The organism is Thermoactinomyces sp. DSM 45891, from assembly GCF_900119485.1.
GTDB lineage: Bacteria > Bacillota > Bacilli > Thermoactinomycetales > Thermoactinomycetaceae > Baia.
The window spans coordinates 1-23,851 of sequence record NZ_FPJZ01000021.1; the positions used below are offsets into that span (position 1 = coordinate 1).

Consider the following 23,851-nt stretch of genomic DNA (forward strand, 5'->3'; position numbering starts at 1 on the left):
TTTCCTCTACTAGCAATTGATAGAAATCTTTCGGCGAACGGCTGATCCAGTACGGAACGATGACTAATTTCCCACCATAGAGCAAGGCACCCCAGATTTCCCATACGGAAAAGTCAAACGCACATGAGTGGAACAGCGTCCATACATCATTCTCATCAAACTGGTACCAATGTTCGGTTGCTTTCATCAAGCGAATCACATTGTGATGCTCCACCATTACGCCTTTCGGATTTCCCGTAGATCCCGAAGTATAGATCACATAAGCGAGATGATCTGGGCTTACATCGACAATCGGCTGAGCAATACTCTCTTTCCTGATCTCTACTTGATCTCGATCGAGACAAACAGCTTGAATCTCCTCTGGAAGCCAGCTCGATTCTAGTAAACTCTCTTGCGTTACGACGAACTGAATACGAGCATCCACTAAAATATACTGAAGTCGTTGCTCCGGATAGGCTGGATCCAGTGGCACATATGCCCCGCCAGCTTTCAAAATCCCGAGTATCCCTACCATCATCGCTAGAGAACGCTCCACACAGAGACCGACTAGAGACTCTGGACCAACTCCTTGTTTCTGAAGATAATGAGCTAGCTGGTTTGCTCTGGCGTTTAACTCACGGTATGTAAGCTGTTCCTTTTCATAGACAACGGCAATCGCATCCGGATGTAACATAACTTGTTGCTCAAACAACTCATGAATCGTTATCTGAGGCGGAAAATCAAACTTAGGTTGATTAAACTCTACTAAGCTTTTTCTTTTCTCTTCTTCTGAGAGAATTTCGATCTCTGAAACCTTTTGATATGGATTTTCAACCGCACTCTCCAATAAAGCCAACATCGTATGGAAAAAGCGCGAAATCTCTTCTTTCGAAAACAATTCATTCCGGTAATCAATATGTACAAACATAGAATCTGTATCAGTCAAATTTTCAATATGTACTGCAAAATCTTGCACTTCTTCCCGATTGGGAATCCAAGTAGAGTCCCCGCTCCCATCACGGTCTCGATAATCGATCGTAGCTCCAAATAGCCGAACATTACGATTGTTCTCTTGATTCATCTGTTTTAATAACAAATCAAATGGGTATTTTTGATGCCGTAATGCTTGATATTGTTTACGAGACACTCTCACCATAAAGGAAAGCACTTCTTCTAAAGAATCTATATCCATTCTCAGGGGAACTGTACTCACCATCATCCCCATTAATTCCCTCTCCACTCTGCCCGTCCGATTGCTATAAGCCATTCCGAGGACCACATCCAGCGACGAAGTCCATCGATATATCGATAATGAAAGCGCTGAAACAAAAAGAGTATAGATACTCAATCCATGTTCCTTAGAAAATCTCTTTAATCTTGCCTTTAGATGATCTGATAACGGAAATGTCTCCCGTGATGCTCTAGTGCTAACTTGATAAACGTTATAGGGTTTCAATCCCGTTACAGGAGGGAGCGTTCGAAACTCTTCCATCCAAAAACTCTGATCTTTTTCAAATCGACCGCTGTTCAAGTACGTCTGTTCATTAGTCAGAAACTGAAGATACGATTTCTTAGAAAGGTCTTCCTCGCCTTGAAGATCGTAATAGTACTTCGCAACCTGATTACTCCAAAGCTGGATTGATAGTCCGTCCATCATAATGTGGTGAACATTTCCAAACACTGCACATTCTTTATCGCTAAGACTTACTAAAGTGAAATGGCATAAATCCGTATCAAATAACGGAAATATCTCCCGTGTCTTTTCCTCAATCCATCTGTCTAATGCATCTGAGCTTTTCTCGTCCCGAAAGTCAACAAAGTCAAATTCTCGATCTTGATGCTGGGCTATGTATTGGTCAGGCACCTGATGTTCATTTTCCTTCAATCTAATACGAAGGCTATCATTTTCACGAATCACACGATTTACTACCTGATTTAATATCAGATAATCCATTTTTTTGTGAATTTTAAATAGAAATCTTAAATTGCAGATACCTCTGTTTTCATAGAGAACTTCTGTATACCAAACTCTCTTCTGCGGATGACTTAAAGGATAGTAAGTCATACCAACCATAGAAATTCCCCCCTTCGAAATATTGCACACACGTATTAATAAGCCACATATAAAGCATTGTATCTCATTTTTTCATTAATGCTTCATAAAATTCATCATTTAATAAAATGTTCATACTTTATATGAAATTATTTCATATAATAATATATGTATTTACAATTCATAAATGATTATACATTTATTAATATAATTTTATCAAGTTAATTTTAAGTTTATTTTGTATTTAATTTATTAAACAAATATTCCTATATATAGTCATTAGTGTATATTGAGAATAAAACATTTTTCCATCTCTTATATTTAAATTATATACATATTATCTTCTATACAAAAGGAGTTCATTTATGAGAATAATCCACTCAACAAGCCTATGGAAAAACACGATTTTGGTAAAAACTGGAGATACGAATCATGACATTCCCACCGACTCATTAACCATTTAATCTTACTAACAAGAGGATCAGTGCATTTCGTGCTAATCCTCTTGTTTTGTACTACCCCAAACAGTGGTAAATGGTCTACTCATTCCTCTCTATTCTTCACACGTACATAAATCCTAGTTACCTTCCCATTATAGACTCCAGTCAATACAGCCTTTCCCTTTTCATGTGCGGAGATTACTCCCTTTTCAATCGTTGCCACTCGCTTACTAGATATCTTCCAAGTGACGTCCTGCGTTACGTCTTGGGTTGTGCCATCCCGGTAGATCGCCTGTACGGTAATGTCCTTCTTTTCTCCTGACTTGAGTGTAACTCCATCGTTACTGGGCACCAATTTTTTAGGAGCTTCTATCTTAACTGAGACAGATACTGTCTTCCCTCCATAAGAGGCTTTTACTCGCACCTTTCCTGAGGAAATCGCCCTCACGTATCCTTGGGAAAGACTAATCTTTTTTTCGCTACTTGCTCGCCAATTCGCTACATAAGCTATGTCTTCCTTGGTTCCGTCTTCATAGGTTGCTATCACGGCTAGTTGGATTGCTTCTCCTGGCTTCAAGGTGACTTTCTTTTGATCCACCTGTAGCCGTTTGACAGCCTTCGGTTGCTCCGTTCCAGTGAAAAATTGCAGGCGCTTTTCTAAGCCATACGGAGCAAAGTCTGCTTTGATACTCAATTCATTAAAAGTGGGGATCCCTAGAGTGAGCATGATACTATCTTCAGCTCGGAAGTAATCTGGCTTGGCGTCACAACCCACACTACACTCCCCATTTACGTATTTCTCTATGTCACTTTTGTCTTTGCGACAGTTTGTGCAGTTCACATAGCTATATCCTTCATCTCCGTACATGTATTCATCACAGAGGTTTCCAAACGAATGGCCTAGTTCATGAATAGCCATCCTTGCCGTCCATTGACCATCATAAACAACGGTATAGGTGGAATAGCTGTTTGTCTTAAAACCAGTAACACTATAGTCCCGCATACCTGAGCCACCATAGTGATCTGTATTGTGGATGACGATGATCTCATCATATCCATAACCAGAGTGAGCAGCAGTAGAGACTACTTTGGTATCATTACATACTAATAACCGAGCGATATTCTGTGCTCCCTCTAGACAACCAAGGGGGGCGGATTCATTGATTGTGTGGATAGTAACTTTATCAAGATAGGAGGAAAATGGCTCTGTCGTTTGAATCGCTTGCTTGATATTGCTAACTTGTTGTTCAAACTCACCCATGTTGCTCTCATCATAGCCACTGGGTAACAAGAGCATCTCAAACTTTCCATTATTTTTCGGGGGTCTCACTTTTTTCTTATGTGAATCAACTTGTATGCTTTTAGGGATCGTGGACTGAGCCGTTTCCTTGACTTCTGAGCCTTTGACCTCGACTGTGATAGCTTCATGGAAATACGGTAGGATCAACGTAACTTCTGGCTCCTTGATAGGCACTTGATGAGGAGCATGATCGTTCGTTTTTTGATCCGGCATAATGGGAGGAACCGTTCTAACGATCGGAAATTGGAAAGGAACTTGATAGAGGATCTTTCCTATTTTGTCTTTGATTATAAGAGTCTCCGTTTGAGTTTGAGGATCAAGCTCACTTTGTTGTGGAGAAGCCATCCCTCTCTCCGCCTCCCCTTCTTCGATACTCAGTTGATTGATTCTGGTCTTCTCCCCTTCTTTTTGTAAGTCAACGACAAGGTACTGTCCATTTTCTTCTTTTGTTGTCTTATTAGCTGATACATCGTGAGGCACTCCTGATGCCATCAGGATAGCGGTCAACATCCACACGATAGACGATAATAACCATTTCTTCATCTCGTAATCCCCTTTTATTATCTAATTATTACAATAAATACTCTCGTTTTTATTTTCGGTAGATAGATACGAAATCCTTGTACATCGGATGAATATTAGCGAGACGACCCATACGAATGGATACAACCTTCCCTTTATTCTAATTATGTAAAAAGAAATGCCCTTTCCTTAAGAGGAGAGGACATCTCTTTTGCTTCCATTTATTTATTTCGCTAGCTCGACAGTTGGTTCGCCTGCCTCCACTAGTGCTTTAGTCCCACGTAAGAAGAAACCTTGAATGAAAATCAATGTTCCGGTACCAATAAGCAACCACTCAATGGGTATCTTATCTGCAATCGGACCGAAGATTAACATTCCGAGGGGCATCATAGAGGTAGAAATCATCCCTAAAACACCAAAAACTCTTCCCATATAGTCCGGGTCTACTTTTTCCTGTAGTAACACGGTAGAAGGGGTGTTAAACATCGGCATAGCAACTCCGATAATCACCATAAAAACGAGGTACAGCCAAAAATTCGGGATCACGCCGAGCGCAAACGTACACCCTCCCATAATAAGACTTGCAACTGTCATCGTATGAATCCGATTCTGGAATCCTCCCCACGCAGACATCACGAGTCCACCGAGTATCATCCCCACTGAAAAGGTAACCTCAACTGCAGTAAGTCTCCAAACATCATTTCCAAATGTACGCGAGACTTGCAGAGGGGTTAGAAACGCAACGGGAGCCGCTAATATAAAGAAAACACCGATAAAAATAAAAAATTTCTTTACGTATTCATGATTTCGTATGTAGGAAAATCCTAGCTTCATATCATTCAAATAGCTAGTCGTTTGCTCCTGCATCGCTTTCGCATGGGTCGGTACTTTGATAAAGAGTAGCATAATCCCTACTCCGATTATCGCTGTCACCACATCGATAAAGAAAATCGCTTCAATCGTAGCGAACGTGAGCAATGCACCGCCTACCATTGGAGAAACTAGCATAACCATTGCTTGAATGCTACTGTTAATCCCACTAATTCTTGTTAAGTGTTCACTCGGGACTAACTGCGGGAGAATGGCCCCAACCGTTGGCGTCTGTACGCCCGTTCCAAGAGCACGTACAGCAGAGACCACAAATAGTAACCAAAGTGACTTATAGCCCATGAGAAAGATAATTGCTAGAATCAAGGTCGCTACTGCGATAAGGGAGTCTGAAATCATAATTAACATCTTGCGGTTATACCGATCCGCCCACACACCCGCAAAGGGAGAAAGGAAAAAAGTAGGTACAAAGCCGCAAATGATCGAAATCGTCATCATGACACCAGACTGTGTTTGTAAGGTGATGTACCACATGATTGCATATTGCACTAACGAAGATCCGAAGAAAGAGATCGTCTGGCCACCTAAGAAAAAAGCAATATTTCGTTTCCAATTATGAAATTCGTCAACAGTATTCACAAATCCACATCCCATTCTCACTTACTTATGTATTTTATTTCACAAATAATATAGTACCAAAATAATGAATTCCAAACGAATCTGAGATAAACGCCAATGTATTAAAAAGATGATTGAGCGTTTACCTCAGTCCATCGATTCTCTCTAGTCATTATTACCCTATTTACCGTGGCTTAATGGTAATCACTTTCCCTAAATGTTTTCGCACTCCCTCTAAGATGGTATCAACCACTTGGCTATCAAATAGCACCTCTCCATCTACTTCTACTCGTTGAAAAGGAAACGGGATAGTTATAGGGGTAGGGGGAATATAACTTACTCCAAAGTATTGGCAAATCCCTTTTGCTGTTTCAACCGCGCACTCTTTTTGGAACAATGGGTCAATCATGCGCTTCGCTTCGATTAGACCTGGATCATCCATAAATCCAAATTCAATTAAAGTAGCTGGCATAACGGTTTTCTGTAATACATAGAAGTTCGCAGTCTTTACACCCCGATCCTTCTGAGGCGTCCCTTTAATCACTTGCGCATGAACGAGGCGAGCAAGTCGTTGTCCCTTAGTACTGCCAGGAAAGTGGTACGTCTCAATTCCACTTCCCCCGCCCGCATTATAGTGAACGGCAACATAAGCATCTGCACGATTCCGGTTGGCTACCGATACACGCTGGGCAAGTGGGGTATCGACATCTGTTGGTGCTACTAGAATGGTGCCAAATCCACATCTCTTTAACTCTACATTTAAAAAATTGACAACAGCACGGTTAAATTGGTTTTCATAGATTACACCGATTCCTGGTATATTAGGAGTTCTCTTCCCTGGAGTTGGAGTAGGGGATAACCCATGACCATCATCTAACGCAACCAAGTACGCCATGCTTGATCTCCACCTTTTCCTATGTTGGAATGAAGAAGCTTCTAATATATTATGCAACTAAGTAAAATAAGATTGGTTATTTATCTATTTATAGTAAATTTATATATATTAATAGATTATCACACTTTTAAGAAATAAAGATACATGATATTCATTACAACTAAGACCAGTATCTCAAATGATACTAGTCTTAGACAAGTCGTTCTTTTATATCAATCTACCTTCCGAAACCACAACATTTCCTTTTTTCACTACTGAATGCACGTGATTGATACCGAAATGATAGGGTAGATATGCCAGATTCGTGGCGTTATATAAAACGATATCTGCCTGCTTTCCTACTTCTAAACTACCGATCGTGTCTGCTTTCCCGACTGCATGTGCCGCGTTAATGGTCATGGCAGTTAGGACTTCCTCTGGTGTCATTCGTAAGTTTAAACATGAAAGTGTCATCACAAGTTGCAACGACTCTGTTGGAGAGCTACCTGGATTGTAGTCTGTAGAGAGTGCAACAGGAACACCACTTTCAATCATATCTCTAGCAGGAGCATGCTTTTGGAGGCGCAGATTAAAGGAAGTAGCGGGTAGACAAACCGCAATCGTACCCGCTTTTTTCAATGCCTCGATTCCTTGACAATCAGTGGCCAGTAGGTGCTCTGCTGAGATACACCCTAATTCTCCAGCCAACTCTGCCCCACCAATGGATTCAATCTCATCGGCATGAATCTTCAGCTTAAATCCAAGCTCTTTTGCTTTCAGGAGGATTTTGCGAGATTCTTCGACTGAGAAGACACCATGCTCACAAAAGATGTCGCAGAATTCTGCTAGATCCAATCTCTTTACTTCTGGAAGCATCTCTTCGATAACGAGATTTACATACTCCTCTGATCTGCCTTTGTATTCAACAGGAACAGCGTGTGCTCCCATAAATGTGGAGACGATATCAACTGGATGTAACTCGTGTAACTGCTTTGCTACACGAAGCTGTTTGCACTCGTCTTGAAGGGTAAGACCATAGCCACTTTTCGCTTCTACCGTAGTGGCTCCGAAAAGTAGCATCAGGTCCAAGCTTCGTTTTGCTTGTGAATAAAGCTCTTCTTCCGTTGCGTTTCGCGTTGCTTGAACCGTATTTAAAATGCCACCACCTTGAGCGAGTATTTCTAAGTAAGGAACTCCTTTTAGCTTTAAATCTAGTTCGTGTTCTCGCGATCCTCCGTGTACTAAGTGAGTATGAGGATCGATTAAGCCAGGGGTAACAAGACGTCCTTGTGCATCTAGATCTTTGGCAATAGGCAGTCCATGGATCGACTTACGAACTTCTTCCTCACTACCTACTGCCATGATTTTATCATCTTGAATGGCAATGGCACCGTGGTGAATAGTGAGAACTTCGGATTGCTCTATTCCTGCTCTTGGTTTCGGGGAGCCTTGCATAGTGATAAGGCAACCAATATTGTGGATAAGTAGGTCAATTTGTTTCATATAGGGCTCCTCTCAGTTTTTGTTGATGTACTAGATGAAGTAGCTTTAAATTCCTAGCATAGGAACGCGGACACCTTTTTTCTTAGCGGTTTCGATGGCTAAATCGTAACCAGCATCAGCGTGGCGGATAACCCCCATGCCTGGGTCTGTGTTTAGTACTCGAGACAGTTTCTCTTCTGCTTCCTTGGAACCATCTGCGACTACAACCATGCCGGAGTGCAAGGAGTAGCCCATGCCTACACCGCCGCCGTGATGGACGGAGACCCAGCTCGCGCCGGAAGAGGTATTGACCAGCGCATTTAGAATTGCCCAGTCTGCAACTACATCGCTTCCGTCTTTCATCGCTTCCGTCTCACGGTTTGGAGAAGCTACAGAACCGCAATCCAGATGATCTCTTCCGATGACAATCGGTGCTGATAACTCCCCATTTCGTACCATTTCATTTATCGCCAAACCCATCTTGACACGTTCACCGTAACCGAGCCAGCAAATTCGGGATGGGAGACCCTGGAATGCTACTTTTTCTCTAGCTAATGTAATCCAACGTCGTAGGTGTTCGTTTTCTGGGAATAGTCGTAGTGCAAGTTCATCTGTTTTATAGATATCCTCTGGATCACCTGATAATGCTACCCAACGAAACGGCCCTTTTCCTTCACAGAAAAGCGGGCGGATGTAGGCCGGAACGAATCCAGGAAAGGCGAAAGCATCTTTGATCCCTTCATCTAGGGCTACTTGACGAATGTTATTACCATAATCAAAGACAATGGAGCCCATTTTTTGTAGATCTAACATCGCCTGAACGTGAGTTGCCATAGACTGTTTGGATAGCTTTACATACTCATTCGGATTTTGTGTTCGTAATCTATCGGCTTCTGCCAATGAAAAACCAAATGGAACATATCCATTTAATGGATCATGTGCGGATGTTTGATCGGTTACGAAATCAGGAATAACACCTCTCGTGACAAACTCTGGAAAAATCTCTGCCGCGTTTCCAATGAGTCCAATAGAGAGCGGTCTCCCTTCTGATTGTGCATCTTTCGCTAATTGTAAAGCTTCATCTAGAGAGCCCACCATCACATCACAATATCGTGTGTCAATACGCCTCTGAATTCGGCTTGGGTCAATCTCGACTCCAATCACGACCCCCTCATTCATCGTAACAGCTAATGGCTGAGCTCCACCCATGCCACCTAATCCAGCGGTTAACGTAAGTGTCCCTTTTAAGGAGCCTCCTCGATGCTGGCGAGCCGCTTCCGCAAATGTTTCATACGTGCCTTGTAGGATTCCTTGTGTTCCAATGTAAATCCAGCTTCCTGCGGTCATCTGTCCATACATCATGAGGCCTTTTTGATCCAGCTCGTGAAAAGTCTCCCAGTTCGCATAGGCAGGTACTAGCATAGAATTAGAGATTAAGACGCGAGGAGCTATCGCATGCGTACGAAAAACCCCAACCGGCTTCCCTGACTGAACCAATAAGGTCTCGTCCGCTTCTAGCTCTGTAAGGCATTCGACGATTTTATCGAAACACTCCCAGTTGCGTGCCGCTTTCCCAATTCCACCGTATACCACTAGATCTTCTGGACGCTCTGCTACTTCTGGATCCAGATTGTTCATCAACATACGGATTACTGCTTCTTGTTGCCAACCTTTTGCCGTTAACTCGGTTCCTCTCGCTGCTCGAACAGTACGACTTATGGATTTGGTCATGATCAAATCTCTCCTTTGCTTTTTGGTATCAAAACCATCCTTAGAACAATTCACCCGTTATCTTTTCTACTTCACCTAACCAATCACCCTCTAGCAAGTAACTAGCTACAAGTTCAATTTCACCACTTAGAGAACGATCCTCTGTCACCCTTGGTACGTGGCTTCGAATATGTTCATATAACTTTCGCGTAGCTGGAGCCAATTGATCTGCTCCCACAAAATCGGCCGCCTCCGCCGCACAGATACATTCGATTGCTAAGACCTTGGCTACGTGGTTAATGATCTGGGTAACTTGACGAGCTGCTGTGGTCCCCATGGAAACATGATCTTCTTGATTTGCGGAAGAAGGAATCGAATCGACACTCGCTGGATGGGCCAATACTTTATTTTCTGATACAAGGGAAGCGCTTACATACTGTAGAATCATCATGCCGGATGCTAGCCCTGGGTGATGACTCAAAAATGCAGGCAGACCACCTGATAATGCTGGATTGACAAGACGTTCTGTCCGTCGTTCTGATATATTGGCCAGTTCACTCATACCGATCTTTAAGAAGTCCATCGCAAAGGCAATCGGCTGTCCATGAAAGTTTCCACCCGATATAACTTGACCATCTTCCATAAACAACAATGGATTATCTGTTGCCGCATTACACTCAATCTGAATCTTTTCACGTGTATACGCAACCACCTGACGAACAGCCCCGTGTACTTGAGGTAGGCATCGTAGGGAGTACGCATCCTGAACACGAATCTCACCTTGAGAAGTAGTCAACTGGCTACCTTGTAAGATGGTACGGAAGTTTTGGGCCACAGAAGCTTGTTCTGGATAGGGCCGAACCTGTTGGATTCCTTCGGCAAAGGCATCCGGAATCCCCCGCAAACACTCTAAAGTCATAGAAGCAATCACGTCTGCTATCTTAGCCAAACGATCTGCTTGGGAAACGGCAAGCACACCAAGGGAAGTCATGATTTGCGTCCCATTGATTAAGGCAAGCCCTTCCTTCGCTGCTAGTGTAATCGGTTTCAATCCTGCTTGCTCAAGTGCGTCTACTCCAGAAAGCTTCTTTCCTTGATAGATTGCCTCTCCCTCGCCCATTAGCACTAAAGCCAGATGGGACAACGGTGCTAGGTCACCACTTGCCCCGAGTGATCCTTGTTCAGGAATAACCGGATGTACTCCTTGATTCAAACAATCAATTAAAAGTTGTAATGTTTCGATGCGGATGCCAGAGTATCCTTTGGAAAGCGCATTTGCTCTCAAAAGCATAATCGTACGCACAACTGGTTCTGGCAGTGGATTACCTACTGCACATGCATGACTACGGATTAGATTGATCTGTAACCTTGTCGCATCTACCGGCGAAATCGACACATCGCTAAACAGGCCAAATCCAGTGGTCACCCCATAGACTACTTTGTCATCTTTCACTAGCTGATCTACCATATCTCTACAAGCTACTACTCGATCCTTAGCTTCTTTCGATAAAGATACACGAACTTCCCGTTTCGCAACCTGCTCTATCACTTGAGGAGTCATACTATTACCGTCCATGCATATGGTGTTCAGTTGGGATACTTGATTCGAATGATCCAACAAACCTCAGCTCCTTTTTACACTCTACCAAACTAAAGGGGCTGGACAGAAGTGTCATTCACTTCTGCCCAGCCCCTTTGTGAAGGAGGGGATATGCGATTGTAAGGACTTTTCATACATCATCGCAATCACTCTCTTTGAGTTTTATTTGCTAACCATTTTAATTTTCTATACAATAGCCATTTTCACATGTAAGTATGTTTTTTGTCAATATTTTTGATGCTTATAACCTAATCAATCCTAGGGCAATGTATCTGACCATTGCCCTTTTCCCTTAAAACCCTAACCAGCCTGCTAAATATTCTTTTATCGCGATCCTTTTCTCCTCTGCCTCAGAAGAACTACTTCCCTTCACCCCTACATAGCACTTCATCTTCGGCTCCGTTCCGGATGGACGGATCGCAAACCAAGATCCATCTTCGAGAAGATATTTTAAAACATCTGCTTTAGGAAATCCTTCTATCCCTTGTAAATAGTCTTGAATGCTACAAACCTTGATGTTCGCTACATGTGAAGGTGGATTACTTCGAGTACGAACCATTATCTCTTTGAGTTGTTTACTTCCTTCAAGCCCTTCTAATGTAACCGAGATCTGTGTCTCTTGAAAGTATCCAAATTTCTTATAAATCAAATCTAAGACTTGATAAATAGGCATTCCTTGTTTTTGATAGTAAGCCCCTAACTCAGCCAGTAATAAGCACGCTTGCGTGGCATCTTTATCCCGGCAAAAGTCTCCTATGAGATAACCATAGCTTTCTTCATAACCAAATAGAAACGTATACTCTCCTGTTTGTTTCCATTTCTGAATAAACTCCCCGATATACCGAAAACCGGTAAGTGTATTTTGCGTCATTATTCCAAAGTAGGAAGCGATGGATTCTCCGAGATCAGAGGATACAATCGACTTAACCAATGCTCCATTAGAAGGCAATTCTCCCCGGTCTACTCGCTGAGACAAGAGATAGAAGAGTAATAATGCTCCGATCTGATTTCCAGTAAGGTGAGAAAACCGATTGTTTTCGTCACGAATCGCAATCCCAATTCGATCGGCATCTGGATCAGTTACAAGGACAAGATCTGCTTGTTGTTGATTAGCGTACGCAATAGCTAACTCAAAGGATGTTGGGTCCTCTGGATTGGGAGATTTCACTGTCGAAAAATTAGGATCTGGGTCAGCCTGCTCTGGCACGACAAACACATTCTCAAATCCTTTCAGACTTAAAACGGATTCAATAGGAGGTCGCCCCGTTCCATGAAGCGGGGAATATACGATACGAAAATGCTTATTTTGTTCATTATCTTGGAAGGCCAGCGACGCCACATTTTCATAGTATGCTTGATCGACTTCAGACCCTAACCAAACGAGAGTTCCATCCTTTTCTGCTTCCGTAAGGTCTGCCACAGGAATCATAAACGCATCCGATATTTGACTAATATTGTCCAATATTTCACTCGTTATCAAAGGAGAAATTTGCGCACCGTCTGCTCCGTACACTTTGATTCCATTATAATTGGGAGGATTATGGCTTGCTGTCACCATAATACCCGCAGCCGCCTCATAATAACGAACAGCAAACGAAAGCTCTGGCGATGGACAGATCTGTCCAAATAAATATACCTTTACTCCGTGATGAAGAAGTACCTTAGCCACTTCCCTAGAAAACTCTACAGAACCATGCCTCGTATCATAACCAATTGCCACGCCTTGATCTGCTAGATTCTCATGATGCAACCACTCTCCAAGTCCTTGAGCCAACTTACGAACGGTATAGATATTCATTCGATTCGTCCCGGCACCTATGATGCCACGAATCCCCGCCGTGCCAAACGATAGCGATTGCGAAAAACGCTCCTGAATTTCAACATCATGCTTCTGGATTTGCCGTAACTCTTCTTTCAGCACTGAGTCCAAACCATCAAAGTGGAGCCAATGATGGTACAGGTCAAGGTAGTTCATATGATCATCCCTTTACAACTTCATTCTCATTTTTTCTCTGTTCATAAAAATGTGTATTAGTTGCCTGTATGTAGGGCAATACCCATAGGAGTCCGATACCAAAGGTACAGATCGAGAGTATAATCCACCCTAAGAAACTTAATTGGAGTAAGAAAAACTGCCATTTATATCCTGTCATCATTTGAATGCTTTTGCTAATCGCTTGATTGACACTATATTCTGGATGATCTTGCATAATATACGGAGTCATCGCGTAGGCAATCGACCTAATAATTCCTGGAATGATGAGTAGTAAGCACCATAAAAACACGTACACCGTAATCAACACATTATAAAGAACACTCTTACCAAATTTAGATAGATTGGTAAAGAACTCAAAAGCATCTGTTTCTGTAGCACTATTTCTACGGATTAGATGTAGGAAAAAACCAGCCAAGCCTAACATAATCGCACCTGGGATCAATAAATACCAGAGGAAGGAAAATACACCAAACGAACTAGGCTGAAATATACTCATATAGTCAACAGTATAAGTCGGATCAAAGTAATCTTCTGGACGAACCATCATTTCAATCCAACTAGGTAACGCTGATAAAATCGTAGCAAGCGCCACCACAATAATTGATTTCTGCCAGTTTCCTTGTAGGCTTTGTCTGGCTTGTTGTTTTAACTCTTTGAAGCCCATTATCATCCATCCCTCCTAATACAATCAATCTATTTATAGGTAATAATTTATTTACAAATTTAGGAATATATGATAAAAATAAAAACTTCCTTGTTCAGGAAGTCCTTGATATGCGCTCTTTAACCTCCGCCGGCTTATCTGCTGGCACAGCCCAAAATACGATACTTATTAAAATGGTTACCACAATTAATTGAATTGTATTTGTCACAAATAGAGTGACCGCTTCCCCTTGTAAGGCCAAAAAAACACTATAAACCTCCACCAATACTGTCCCTACAAAGAGAAAAGAAAGAGGCTTTAAATCTACTTGATGAGCTGTTTTCCCTTTAATTGCCTGTAAAACCTGCGGGATCCAGCTTATGGCTATAAGAGTGCCTCCTACTACTTGGCAAATCACCAAAAAAAGCAACCCGATCCACTCCTCTCCCACACTCCTCATTACTTTATGAGAGAGATTTCGCTTTTATCCTTTAAAATTCCCCCAAATCCTCAATTTCCTCTAGTCCTGCATATTGCAAATGAATCACTTCTTTCAAGTCCGTATTCCATATTTCAGCTAAAAACTGAATCGCTTCTTCCACTCTGCGATACATAGTTCGTTCACTACGATAATCAAGAATCCATCCCTCAAATATGCGTTCTACTCGTACATATTGCTCTCTATCATGAGTTAACACTCGAACTGGTTCTCCCACTTGTAATTGAGTGATAAATCTTTGAATTTCTTGTTCTTTATTCATCATCAACCCTCCTTCTTATAGAAAATAGTCTGAATCCCGCGAACCAGTAACACATCTATTTCATACTATATAAAAGAGATTAATAGGGGCTTGAAAGGAGAACGGACCATGAAAAAACCTCTCTGGATCTTTGCTCATATCCCCAAAACAGGCGGCATTACGATGCGAGGTATTATTGATAGCAATGTTCCTTCTAACGAAATCTATCGATATCCCTTGCACCAGAATCAAGAAAAAATGATTCGTAGTCTCACTTCCAAACAAAAAGCAAATTTTAGATGGGTATATGGACATTGCCGTTACGGAGTGCATCAACATTTTCATAGGCCTTATCGTTATATAACCATGCTTCGCGATCCTGTAAGCCGGGTCATTTCTACCTATTATTTTATTTGCTCCATGCCAAGCAATGGTCTGCATAATAAAGTAAAAAAGATGAGCATAGAAGAGTTCGTTACTAGTCCAGACCCTCGGATCTCAGCTCCTCTTCATAATCACCAAACTAGATTCCTATCTGGACAAAATGACCCTGACCTTATATTAGCTATGGACAACCTACGAGATCACTTTACCTTCGTGGGTATTACCGAGATGTATCCACAATCCGTGTTTTTATTAAATCAATTACAGGGATGGAAACAATCACACTATTCGAAAGAAAACGTAACCAAAAAGCGTCCAAAAAGGCCTGACATCAGTGAAGAACTCACAAACCATATTCGCAGTATGAATGAATTAGATTATCACCTATATGAAACATGTAAACAACATCTACTGCAAAAAATAAAATCACTTTCCCCTGCTGAAAAGAAAAATCTACGAAATTTCATCAAAAAGCAAGATTAAGAAAAAGATAAAAAAGCCAAACCCTCCATTTGTGAGGTGTTTGGCTTGGCTTCATTGTTACCGAGAAAATGGGTAAGATGAGCCATCTAAGTCCATCGAAGCGAGAGGATCTTGCGTTGCAGCATGTTCTTGCCCTTCTTCTCTCTCCTCTTCAATGCCAAACTCATCCATTACACGCTGACACAAATGTAATTCATTTTCCACCATTCTGCTCTGTGTTTTAGCGTTGTGCAATAGATTTTGGTATTGGAGAATAGCTTCTTCAATTAAATCTAGTTCTGCCTTGCTAAGATTAAGAGTTACTTTCATAAAATACGTTCGCTCCTTTATATCAATTCATCTCTCATCATTCTAATCTCAGTAATCCAACAAAACAAGCGATTTATATACAACTACTTAATAGTTCCCTGCACATTATACAACAACACATTAAATATATAATAGATTCATATTATATACCTAAGAATTCAACGAATACTAGTATTTTTAGACTTACCTTTTGAATCTTTTTTCGTTTCCTTCTTACTGTTGCCTGGTACAGGATTTTTCTTTTGATCTTTCTTGTCTAGCGCTTTTTGTTTCTCGTAGTCGTATAGGAAATCCATCACCTTTTGAAAGATACGAATCGCCCGTGGATCATCGGAATCTGGCTCCTGTCGTAGCAATACAGCTACCGAATAAAGGGGTGTCTGATACGGTCCAAAGCCCACCATCCATTTGTCATACAGCTTAGAATCGCCAATTTGGGCCGTTCCGGTCTTGCCAGCTAATGCCCATTTTGCTTTTCGTACAGATGCAGCAGTTCCCTCTGTCACAACCGCTCTCATCATCTGCCTGACTGCCTGCAAACTACTCGCTTTTAGTTGCTTGGTTGAAGGGAGATATGTATTAGGAAAGGTAGCAACCGCTTTCCCAGATTGATCCCGTACCTCAGTAACTAAACGAGGACGAATCGCTCTTCCTTTGTGGAAAAGAGCCGTAACCATATTGGCCGCTTGGATCGGGGTAATCTTGGTATCCTGTTGACCAATACTCGTGTAAACAGCAGCTGCCTTTTCCGTCTTTGATGTTCGTGAATCGTATATTTTTCCAGTGCGTTCTTGTTCGATTTGCTCAAAGTCTGCATCAAATGAAGTTTGCCCTTGCCACGTAATCGTTCTCCCGAGACCAAAATTTTCTGCGTAAGATTGAAGCTTACTCCCGCCTAACTTTTCTCCAAATCGTCCAAGGGTGACATTACAAGAATCCGCAAATTGACTGGTAAATGACTGCTTTCCATGTGTTTTATCACTTGCATCTCTCAAATGATACGGCTCCAATATTCCAGAACAGGTAACCTGCGTGTTGGGCTTGACCATTCCTTCCTCTAAGGCCGCCGTTGCTGTAATGATTTTAAAGATAGAACCAGGATTCGCCTCAAGCCATGCCCTGTTTTCCCACGGAGAATCTCCTGTCTTCGTCTTCACGCCGTTCGTAGGGATACTCCCTAACGCTACCAAGTCCCCCGTAGAAATATCCTGAACGACTACAGCTCCATCTTCTACCTTCTCATCGGCTAAATATTTCTCGACTTTTGCTTGTATTTCATAATCAATCGTGCTCTGAATCGTGTACTGACCTTGTTCAGAAGCTAATTGTTCTTTCCAGCGTAAAGCACTACCTGTTAAAGCCCTTCCTTGTCCGTCCTTTACATAGGTTTTGATGTTTTCCTTCTCACTGTGTAAGAAAACTTCAAAGGAAGATTCCAACCCGCTTAATCCCACTCTTGATTGAGGTGAAAAAGTTCCATCTTCCACTTGCTTCGCATACCGATTTTCTAGCAAATGTCTGCTTCGTCCAATCCTTCCGACAATAGAACTTCCCACATAATTAGAGCTATACCGTTGATCTGTAAGAACGGCCTGCAATCCAGGAATCTGTAGATCATTAATCTGTTTAGCACGCTCTGGAGTAATTTGAATCATCTTTTGTTCGAACCGAGCGAGAAGCGCAGGCTGTTTGATCCCCTCTAGATAAGGCTGTAAAGATTGTAGTGGAACATCTAACAAACGACTTAACTGTTGAAAAGAATCTTGACGTAGATCCCATTGTTGTTTACTCTGCGGGAAAACAAGCAGTTGATACTCATCCTTCCCTACAAGTGGGACTCCCCTTCGATCCAAGATCACGCCTCTGCCGCTATCCAACAAAATTTCACGTGATTGTGTTTGTTCCGCAAGCGCGATGAGATCCACTTTTCCATTGGAAAAAGCACGCGTCGAAACAACTTGAATCTGATAAAGCCTAGCAATGATGAGTGAAAACAAGAGTACAAATAAAATGGGAATCCACTTTGTTCGTTTAGTCAAACATCTCCCCTCCTCATTCTTATTACCATCTTGGACAAAAATTTTGAAGGTTATACGAAATCTGGTAGGGGAGGAATAGTTAGTAGAAAAAAGGAAACGGAGGTAATATCCATTTCCTTCTAAAAAAATAGCTTGTCTACTTGGTAAATGAAGGGCTTAACTTACCTTTGTAAGGTTCATGCTCGACAAACACAGTAACATCCTTACCATCCTTGTCTTTACCCTTTCTCTTATACGTAAATTTGTTGTTATTTAGTTCTGTAATCTCCAGAACAGCGCCGTATTTCTTATCACCAAGGGAGACATGGGCTCTGACCTTGTTATCGTGTAAAACATCAAAGTAACCTAAATCATTGCGGCTTTGGCCCGTCTCAAGATTAAAAAACTCATATTTGCTCGACTGGCTATCGAATTTAGCTAGACTGATAAACATCGCATTGTACTGGGTGACATCGTTACCCGCTTCATCAAGAACTTTTGTTCCGTTCCAAAGGGTACTACCTAATATTTTATCTCCGTCCACATCTTTCTCGATATCTCCTGTAGTCTTGTTCCATTGCTTGTCTGGATCGGTAAAAGAGAGCTCTTTTTCTTTATACGGAATATGATCAACGAAAACTTCTACATCGTTCCCTTTCGCATCTTTCCCCATTCTCTTGTACGTAAAGATATTTTTATCCAACTTCGTTAGATCTACAACCGCTTGATAATTTTTTGACTCTGAAATTAAAATTCTTTTCTGTCCATCATTTGTAACAAAGAATGTTCCCATGTCGTCACGACTCTTTCCTGTCTTCGCATCGAAAAATTCATATCTTCCTGATGTGGCTTCATATTTAGCAAGTCCAATAAAATTGGCATTCTCTTTTGTTAGGTCGTTCTGATCTTTGTCGTACACTTTTGTACCTTGCCAGTTTGAACTACCTAAGATATTGGCCATTTCCTGCCCTTTAGATGGTTCATTTTTTTGAACAACCTGTTCCTTATTTTGTTTTCCCTGATCTGATGTGCTAGAACTAGCAGCACCACATCCTGTCGCTACTAAGGAAAATCCAACTAGTACCGTTACGATTATCTTTTTCATATTGTAAGTCTCCTCTTTTCATGATGATCCATTCATTCTGATGGGCTAGTTCATATAGTAGTACATAAATATAAAATCCATCTAAAGTACTTCTTAAAAAAAATTAATAAAACCCGTCATATTGCGACGAGTTCTACACATTAAAGCGATATCCTGCTCCCCACACCGTTTCCAAGAACTTTGGTTCCGAAGCATCCTGTTCAATTTTCTCACGTAGTTTTCGAATATGGACAGTCACTGTAGAGACGTCAGCAGCAGAATCCAATCCCCACACCCGTTGATAGATCTGCTCTTTGTTTAATACTTGATTTGGATTCATCACGAAAAACACGATTAAATCAAATTCTTTTGTCGTAAATGGCACTTCCTCCTCGTTCAGATACACTTTTCGAGCGGATCGATCGATCGTGATCCCATGAACAAAAATCGTATTGGAATGAGTATCTTTCCCAGATAAGCGATCATAACGCATGATATGTGCCTTCACCCTAGCTACCAGTTCACTCGGGCTAAATGGCTTGGTAATATAATCATCCGCACCTAATCCAAATCCACGAATTTTATCAATATCTTCCTTTTTAGCAGATACAAGCAAAATAGGAACATCTGTGACAGAGCGCAATTTTTTACATATCTCAAATCCATTTAATCCCGGAAGCATGATGTCTAAGATAATCAAATCATAACCCCCGCCCCTTGCTCTCCTAAGACCTGCATCACCAGTGTGTTCCATATCAACACGAAAATCGTTTATCTCTAAATAATCTCTTTGTAACTCAGCTATGCTAATATCATCCTCAATCAATAATATCTCTTTCACCTGTTGTCACCTTTCCTTAATGAAAAACATATACTTGTTCCTTTTCCAACCTCACTCGTAGCCCAGATTTCTCCGCCATGCTCCACGATAATTTGCTTGGCAATGGCCAGACCTAAACCACTTCCCCCTGTCTGTGAATTTCTCGATTGTTCCGCCCGATAAAAACGTTCAAAAATAAATGGTAGGGCCACCGATTCTATTCCTTTTCCATTGTCCGTTATCTGTACCATTAGATCTTCTATCCGCTCATGTAACGAAATAGAAATGATTTTCTCATCCTTATCCATGTATTTCACACAATTATTGATTACATTTGCTAAAACTCTTTTTAATTTCTCTCGATCGGCTCTCACATAGATAGGGTGATATAAAAGATGAAGCTCCATGCGTATACCCTGATCCAGATAAAGTTTCTCTACATAGTCTTCCAGATATGTATTTAACTCAACCATCTCAAAGTGAAAAGGCTCCTTTTTCAGATCCAACTTCGAAAACAGAAATAGTTCATCTATCAATGAATCCATATCCTTTGCCTTTACATACACCGTTGATACATACTTCTCCATCTTCTCGGGTGTATTTGCTACACCGTCTTTGATCCCTTCCATATAACCAATAATGGAAGTCATCGGAGTCTTTAGATCATGTGAAATGTTAGATAGAAGCTCTTTTCGATTTTCCTCATACTGAATTTGAATATTAACAGACTTCTTTAACCTACTCCTCATTTCCTCAAATGCTCCGTTTAATTGCCCGATTTCATCTTGTGAGGTAGACTTAATAGCGAAATCTAAGTCTCCAGACGCTATCTTTTCGGCAGCCTTTTTTAGATGATCAAGGGGTTTAATGATACTTCTGGAAACAAAATAATTCACGATACCAATAATCATGATAAATAAAATGAGCAATAGACCTGATAAAATGGGGAAGAATTCGCGAATTAGTTCAGTATAGGAGCTTGCCTTTCTCAATACAAAAATACTACCTTCCTTTTTGTCTGGAAAATAGAAATCAAACTTCACATATGTAAAGAAAGTATTATTCATTTTAATGGTGTCTCGCGTATTAATATTTGTTTTTTCAAACCTTGGAAGGGATTGATCCAACACCTGCCTATCAAGGCTGGGAGAGGCATACTCAATTTTCATCCCTTTTCTAACCACGATCTGAATATCCTCTTGTTCAAAACTCCTAATTTCATTCTCATTCAAAAGCTGTTTCGCATTATTTTTAGCCAGGAGCTTTAAGTCAAGAAAAATACTCTCCTCTTCTGTGGTCAGAGGTTTTTGTACATATGTTTTTTTATAAAGAGATTCAATCGATTTTGCATCACCTGTTATAGCAAAGATGATTAAAAAACCAGCAGTCAATAGTAGGATGATCGAAAAAAAGATCACTCCGACGTAGGACAGAAGGAACCTCATTTTAATAGACATGTCATTCACTCACTCTTATTTATTAAAATTTCAATTGAATCATTTGTAATATGGTCATCATAACATATTTCTAATCAAAATTATGACACAGCAAAAACAACTACGGCCATTACCCATAGTTGTTTTCCCACTCATCTTCGATACTTGGCTTTTCGATCCGCTTTTAGGTGGTCTTGATAATTCACGGTAAAATCATGGTACCCTGTGCCATCTTCTTTTAACACATAATAAAGATAGTCATGCTTTTCAGGGGAAAGTGCCGCTCGATAGGCATTTGCCCCTGGGCTTCCGATCGGGGCTGGGGGAAATCCTTGAATTTGGTATGTATTATAGGGAGAGGAATATTTGTAATCTGCTTTCATCACCTGTGTCAATTTTTTACCCGTGTCGATTTGAATCGCATAGACAACACTCGCATCCACCTGAAGCCTCATACGCTTAGCAAGTCGGTTTTCAATCACTCCAGCAATCTTAGGCAATTCATCTTTCTGTTGACCTTCTCGCTCTAGTACTGAAGCAAACGTCACTAGCTCATGTAAGGGCTTTCCTATTTGTTCAGACGGGGTCGTGATCACATTTAGTTCCTTCATCTCCTTTTCAAACCTACTAAGCATCGTGTCTACAATCTTTTTTGGGGAATCTTCCTCGTGAAATTGATAGGTGCTCGGAAATAAGTAGCCCTCTAATTTATACTTAATCTCAGGTTTCGCTGGAATTTGTTTTTCAAAGGCAAATTTCCCATTGGTACGATTTACTTCCTTTAAAAATTCTTCCTTATTCGTACCTATCTGTTTATGCAAGGTTTCGGCAATTTCAATCGCTGTAGAACCCTCGATAATCGTTACTTTTGTTGTGTTTTCTCTTCCAGTAGTGAGAGTCGTGAGGATTTTATCTATGTTTTCCTCTTTTCCAATGGCATACGATCCGGCCATGATATTCGTTTTCCCTTTCCATTTTGCATAGTAGCGAAAAAAGCGATCGTCACGAATGATTTTTTGTTTCTCTAAAATACTGCCCACGGTCTTTACTGAGCTTTTGGGAGGGATCTCAACCTCGATCTCCTTTGTTCGGGTGGGAGATTGAAGGGTATAGTCAACGTAGAAATACCCTACTAGTGCAAATCCGATAATCAATAGAAGTGTATAAACAGTGTTCGGTAGCCATTTCATTAGGTACTCCCTTTCCGACCTTGTTTCAAATTAATATCATCTAATATTAGCATAATTTAATTAGACTAATACTAGAGATTGATAGGATAGTTTGACATGTTTGTTATGAATTTTCATCGATTTTATACCAGGACATTTTGTATATAAACATTATAAACAAAATGGGTGGTGTTTTAGACAGAAGTACTTCATACATGTATAAACATAATAAAAAAGAACCTCCTGCTGTTCATTTCTATATCTAACAGCAGGAGGTTCAACTCATTTATGAAATAACGAGTACTATGGATGTTTTTTCGCGTTTTCTTTCGCTTTCTCGATGAACTTTCGATGCTCTGCATCGGTTTCGCTGAAGTAGTGTTCGTTTGAGCCGTCATTTTTAGCCACGTAGAAGAAGTACTTAGACTTCTCTGGGTTTAGTACAGCCATTAGTGCTTTTTCTCCCGGGCTAGCGATGGGCCCTACGGGGAGTCCTTTGTTTTCGTAGATGTTATACGGGCTATCGATCGTTAAGTCTTTATTCATGAGTCGTTCCTTTTTCTCACCTTGTAATGCCCATGCATATACGATAGCTGCATCGATCTGTAATCTCCACTCGCGTTTCGTATCAGTCAGTCGATTTTCAATGACACCTGCGATCATCGGGTATTCTTTATCCACCGCACCTTCTTTCACTACGAGAGATGCTTTTGTCACCCAGTCATCTAAAGATAGCTTCTTCTCTTGCAACTTGTTTTTGTAATCCAGTTTTTCTAATTCCTTTTCGAATTGGTTTAGCATTTGATCGACAACTTGTTGTGCGGTTACTCCCTTTTTAAATTGATACTTCGCAGGCATGAGATACCCTTCTAATTTATAAACACGCCCTGGCTTAGTCGGGATCTCCTTTTCGATATTGGTTCTCGGCTCTTGCCGATTCACCTCTTTAAAGAAATCTTCCTTTTTAATATTTAGCTTACTACTTAAGCGGAGAGCAATTTTTTCTACATCAAATCCATTTGGAACCTCGATCGTAACAAGATCTTGCTTTCCTGCCGATATCTTATTAATAATTTTATCTATGTCGTCCGATGGTTGAATAATATACGTCCCTGCAATGAGATTCGTTTTACTTCGGAAAAACACATAGTACCGAAAAAAACGATCATCTCGAATCAGGTTTTTTTGTTTCAATATTTGACCAATTTGCTTCAACGACGTATCCTCAGGAACCTCGATTACAGTCTCTTTGTCACGCTTCGGACTTTGCAATGTATAATCAATATAGAAATAGCCTACTGTTGCAAATCCAATTACTAATAAAATAGTATAAATAACTCCTTTAACCCACCTCATCAAATTC

Annotated in this window: 18 protein-coding genes and 1 pseudogene; 1 reads left to right on the forward strand and 18 read right to left on the reverse strand. The window is 40.9% G+C overall.

Translation table 11 applies throughout. From position 1 onward, the window contains the following. From BT147_RS13115 to BT147_RS13165, 11 genes are all read right to left on the reverse strand, one after another. Positions 1 to 2,053 (reverse strand): non-ribosomal peptide synthetase (locus BT147_RS13115; RefSeq protein WP_143188012.1); only part of this gene is annotated, 2,053 nt, incomplete at its 3' end. Positions 2,054 to 2,575: 522 nt separating this feature from the next. Then, a complete protein-coding gene (locus BT147_RS13120; RefSeq protein WP_072336226.1) occupies positions 2,576 to 4,315 on the reverse strand; it encodes a M64 family metallopeptidase in 1,740 nt (579 codons plus the stop codon). A 204-nt stretch (positions 4,316 to 4,519) separates the two neighbouring features. Continuing rightward, entirely contained in the window at positions 4,520 to 5,761 is a 1,242-nt protein-coding gene (locus BT147_RS13125) for an MFS transporter (protein WP_286119496.1), read from the reverse strand. A 163-nt stretch (positions 5,762 to 5,924) separates the two neighbouring features. After that, entirely contained in the window at positions 5,925 to 6,635 is a 711-nt protein-coding gene (locus tag BT147_RS13130) for an N-acetylmuramoyl-L-alanine amidase family protein (RefSeq protein ID WP_072336232.1), read from the reverse strand. 207 nt (positions 6,636 to 6,842) lie between these two features. Beyond that, positions 6,843 to 8,117, reverse strand: coding sequence for an imidazolonepropionase (hutI, locus tag BT147_RS13135; protein WP_072336235.1), 1,275 nt, complete (start codon positions 8,115 to 8,117; stop codon positions 6,843 to 6,845). Between the two features lie 45 nt (positions 8,118 to 8,162). Further along, positions 8,163 to 9,827, reverse strand: coding sequence for a urocanate hydratase (hutU, locus tag BT147_RS13140; protein ID WP_072336238.1), 1,665 nt, complete (start codon positions 9,825 to 9,827; stop codon positions 8,163 to 8,165). 40 nt (positions 9,828 to 9,867) lie between these two features. Further along, positions 9,868 to 11,382, reverse strand: coding sequence for a histidine ammonia-lyase (hutH, locus tag BT147_RS13145; RefSeq protein ID WP_072336323.1), 1,515 nt, complete (start codon positions 11,380 to 11,382; stop codon positions 9,868 to 9,870). Between the two features lie 316 nt (positions 11,383 to 11,698). Continuing rightward, positions 11,699 to 13,381, reverse strand: coding sequence for a phospho-sugar mutase (locus BT147_RS13150; RefSeq protein ID WP_072336240.1), 1,683 nt, complete (start codon positions 13,379 to 13,381; stop codon positions 11,699 to 11,701). 4 nt (positions 13,382 to 13,385) lie between these two features. Then, positions 13,386 to 14,072: a DUF975 family protein gene (locus BT147_RS13155; protein WP_072336243.1), complete on the reverse strand. Its 687-nt coding sequence runs from the start codon at positions 14,070 to 14,072 to the stop codon at positions 13,386 to 13,388. An 88-nt stretch (positions 14,073 to 14,160) separates the two neighbouring features. After that, a complete protein-coding gene (locus BT147_RS13160; protein ID WP_072336246.1) occupies positions 14,161 to 14,475 on the reverse strand; it encodes a hypothetical protein in 315 nt (104 codons plus the stop codon). Between the two features lie 61 nt (positions 14,476 to 14,536). Next, positions 14,537 to 14,806 (reverse strand): hypothetical protein, encoded by a 270-nt coding sequence (locus BT147_RS13165; RefSeq protein ID WP_072336249.1) that lies wholly within the window; start codon positions 14,804 to 14,806, stop codon positions 14,537 to 14,539. A gap of 108 nt (positions 14,807 to 14,914) precedes the next feature. On the opposite strand from BT147_RS13165, the gene BT147_RS13170 reads away from it, so the two are divergent. Beyond that, positions 14,915 to 15,652, forward strand: a complete 738-nt coding sequence (locus tag BT147_RS13170) for a sulfotransferase family 2 domain-containing protein (RefSeq protein WP_072336252.1) — start codon at positions 14,915 to 14,917, stop codon at positions 15,650 to 15,652. Between the two features lie 57 nt (positions 15,653 to 15,709). Here the strand turns inward: BT147_RS13170 and BT147_RS13175 are convergent, their stop codons facing one another. The 7 genes and pseudogenes from BT147_RS13175 to mltG (BT147_RS13205) form a co-directional block, all read right to left on the reverse strand. Then, complete coding sequence (locus tag BT147_RS13175; protein WP_072336255.1) at positions 15,710 to 15,961, reverse strand: hypothetical protein; 252 nt, start codon at positions 15,959 to 15,961, stop codon at positions 15,710 to 15,712. Positions 15,962 to 16,119: 158 nt separating this feature from the next. Beyond that, on the reverse strand, positions 16,120 to 18,000 hold the full coding sequence (locus BT147_RS13180) for a peptidoglycan D,D-transpeptidase FtsI family protein (RefSeq protein ID WP_072336258.1): 1,881 nt from the start codon (positions 17,998 to 18,000) through the stop codon (positions 16,120 to 16,122). A 136-nt stretch (positions 18,001 to 18,136) separates the two neighbouring features. Then, positions 18,137 to 18,958 (reverse strand): annotated as a pseudogene (locus BT147_RS13185) (DUF4822 domain-containing protein); the annotation flags it as partial. A gap of 259 nt (positions 18,959 to 19,217) precedes the next feature. Further along, on the reverse strand, positions 19,218 to 19,904 hold the full coding sequence (locus BT147_RS13190) for a response regulator transcription factor (RefSeq protein WP_072336264.1): 687 nt from the start codon (positions 19,902 to 19,904) through the stop codon (positions 19,218 to 19,220). Then, a complete protein-coding gene (locus BT147_RS13195; protein ID WP_072336267.1) occupies positions 19,901 to 21,340 on the reverse strand; it encodes a sensor histidine kinase in 1,440 nt (479 codons plus the stop codon). Before BT147_RS13195 ends, BT147_RS13190 begins: the two co-directional genes overlap by 4 nt. A gap of 131 nt (positions 21,341 to 21,471) precedes the next feature. Continuing rightward, positions 21,472 to 22,509 (reverse strand): endolytic transglycosylase MltG, encoded by a 1,038-nt coding sequence (gene mltG, locus BT147_RS13200; protein ID WP_072336270.1) that lies wholly within the window; start codon positions 22,507 to 22,509, stop codon positions 21,472 to 21,474. A gap of 282 nt (positions 22,510 to 22,791) precedes the next feature. Continuing rightward, complete coding sequence (gene mltG / locus BT147_RS13205) at positions 22,792 to 23,844, reverse strand: endolytic transglycosylase MltG (RefSeq protein ID WP_072336273.1); 1,053 nt, start codon at positions 23,842 to 23,844, stop codon at positions 22,792 to 22,794. Between the last annotated feature and the right edge of the window lie 7 nt (positions 23,845 to 23,851).

Excerpts from the sequence above, each read along its gene's own strand:
- BT147_RS13120 (WP_072336226.1), bottom strand. The coding sequence starts at position 4,315 with ATGAAGAAATGGTTATTATCGTCTATCGTGTGGATGTTGACCGCTATC.
- BT147_RS13130 (WP_072336232.1), bottom strand. The coding sequence starts at position 6,635 with ATGGCGTACTTGGTTGCGTTAGATGATGGTCATGGGTTATCCCCTACT.
- hutI (WP_072336235.1), bottom strand. The coding sequence starts at position 8,117 with ATGAAACAAATTGACCTACTTATCCACAATATTGGTTGCCTTATCACT.
- hutU (WP_072336238.1), bottom strand. The coding sequence starts at position 9,827 with ATGACCAAATCCATAAGTCGTACTGTTCGAGCAGCGAGAGGAACCGAG.
- hutH (WP_072336323.1), bottom strand. The coding sequence starts at position 11,382 with ATGGACGGTAATAGTATGACTCCTCAAGTGATAGAGCAGGTTGCGAAA.
- BT147_RS13150 (WP_072336240.1), bottom strand. The coding sequence starts at position 13,381 with ATGAACTACCTTGACCTGTACCATCATTGGCTCCACTTTGATGGTTTG.
- BT147_RS13155 (WP_072336243.1), bottom strand. The coding sequence starts at position 14,072 with ATGATAATGGGCTTCAAAGAGTTAAAACAACAAGCCAGACAAAGCCTA.
- BT147_RS13165 (WP_072336249.1), bottom strand. The coding sequence starts at position 14,806 with ATGAATAAAGAACAAGAAATTCAAAGATTTATCACTCAATTACAAGTG.
- BT147_RS13170 (WP_072336252.1), top strand. The coding sequence starts at position 14,915 with ATGAAAAAACCTCTCTGGATCTTTGCTCATATCCCCAAAACAGGCGGC.
- BT147_RS13175 (WP_072336255.1), bottom strand. The coding sequence starts at position 15,961 with ATGAAAGTAACTCTTAATCTTAGCAAGGCAGAACTAGATTTAATTGAA.
- BT147_RS13195 (WP_072336267.1), bottom strand. The coding sequence starts at position 21,340 with ATGTCTATTAAAATGAGGTTCCTTCTGTCCTACGTCGGAGTGATCTTT.
- mltG (WP_072336270.1), bottom strand. The coding sequence starts at position 22,509 with ATGAAATGGCTACCGAACACTGTTTATACACTTCTATTGATTATCGGA.
- mltG (WP_072336273.1), bottom strand. The coding sequence starts at position 23,844 with ATGAGGTGGGTTAAAGGAGTTATTTATACTATTTTATTAGTAATTGGA.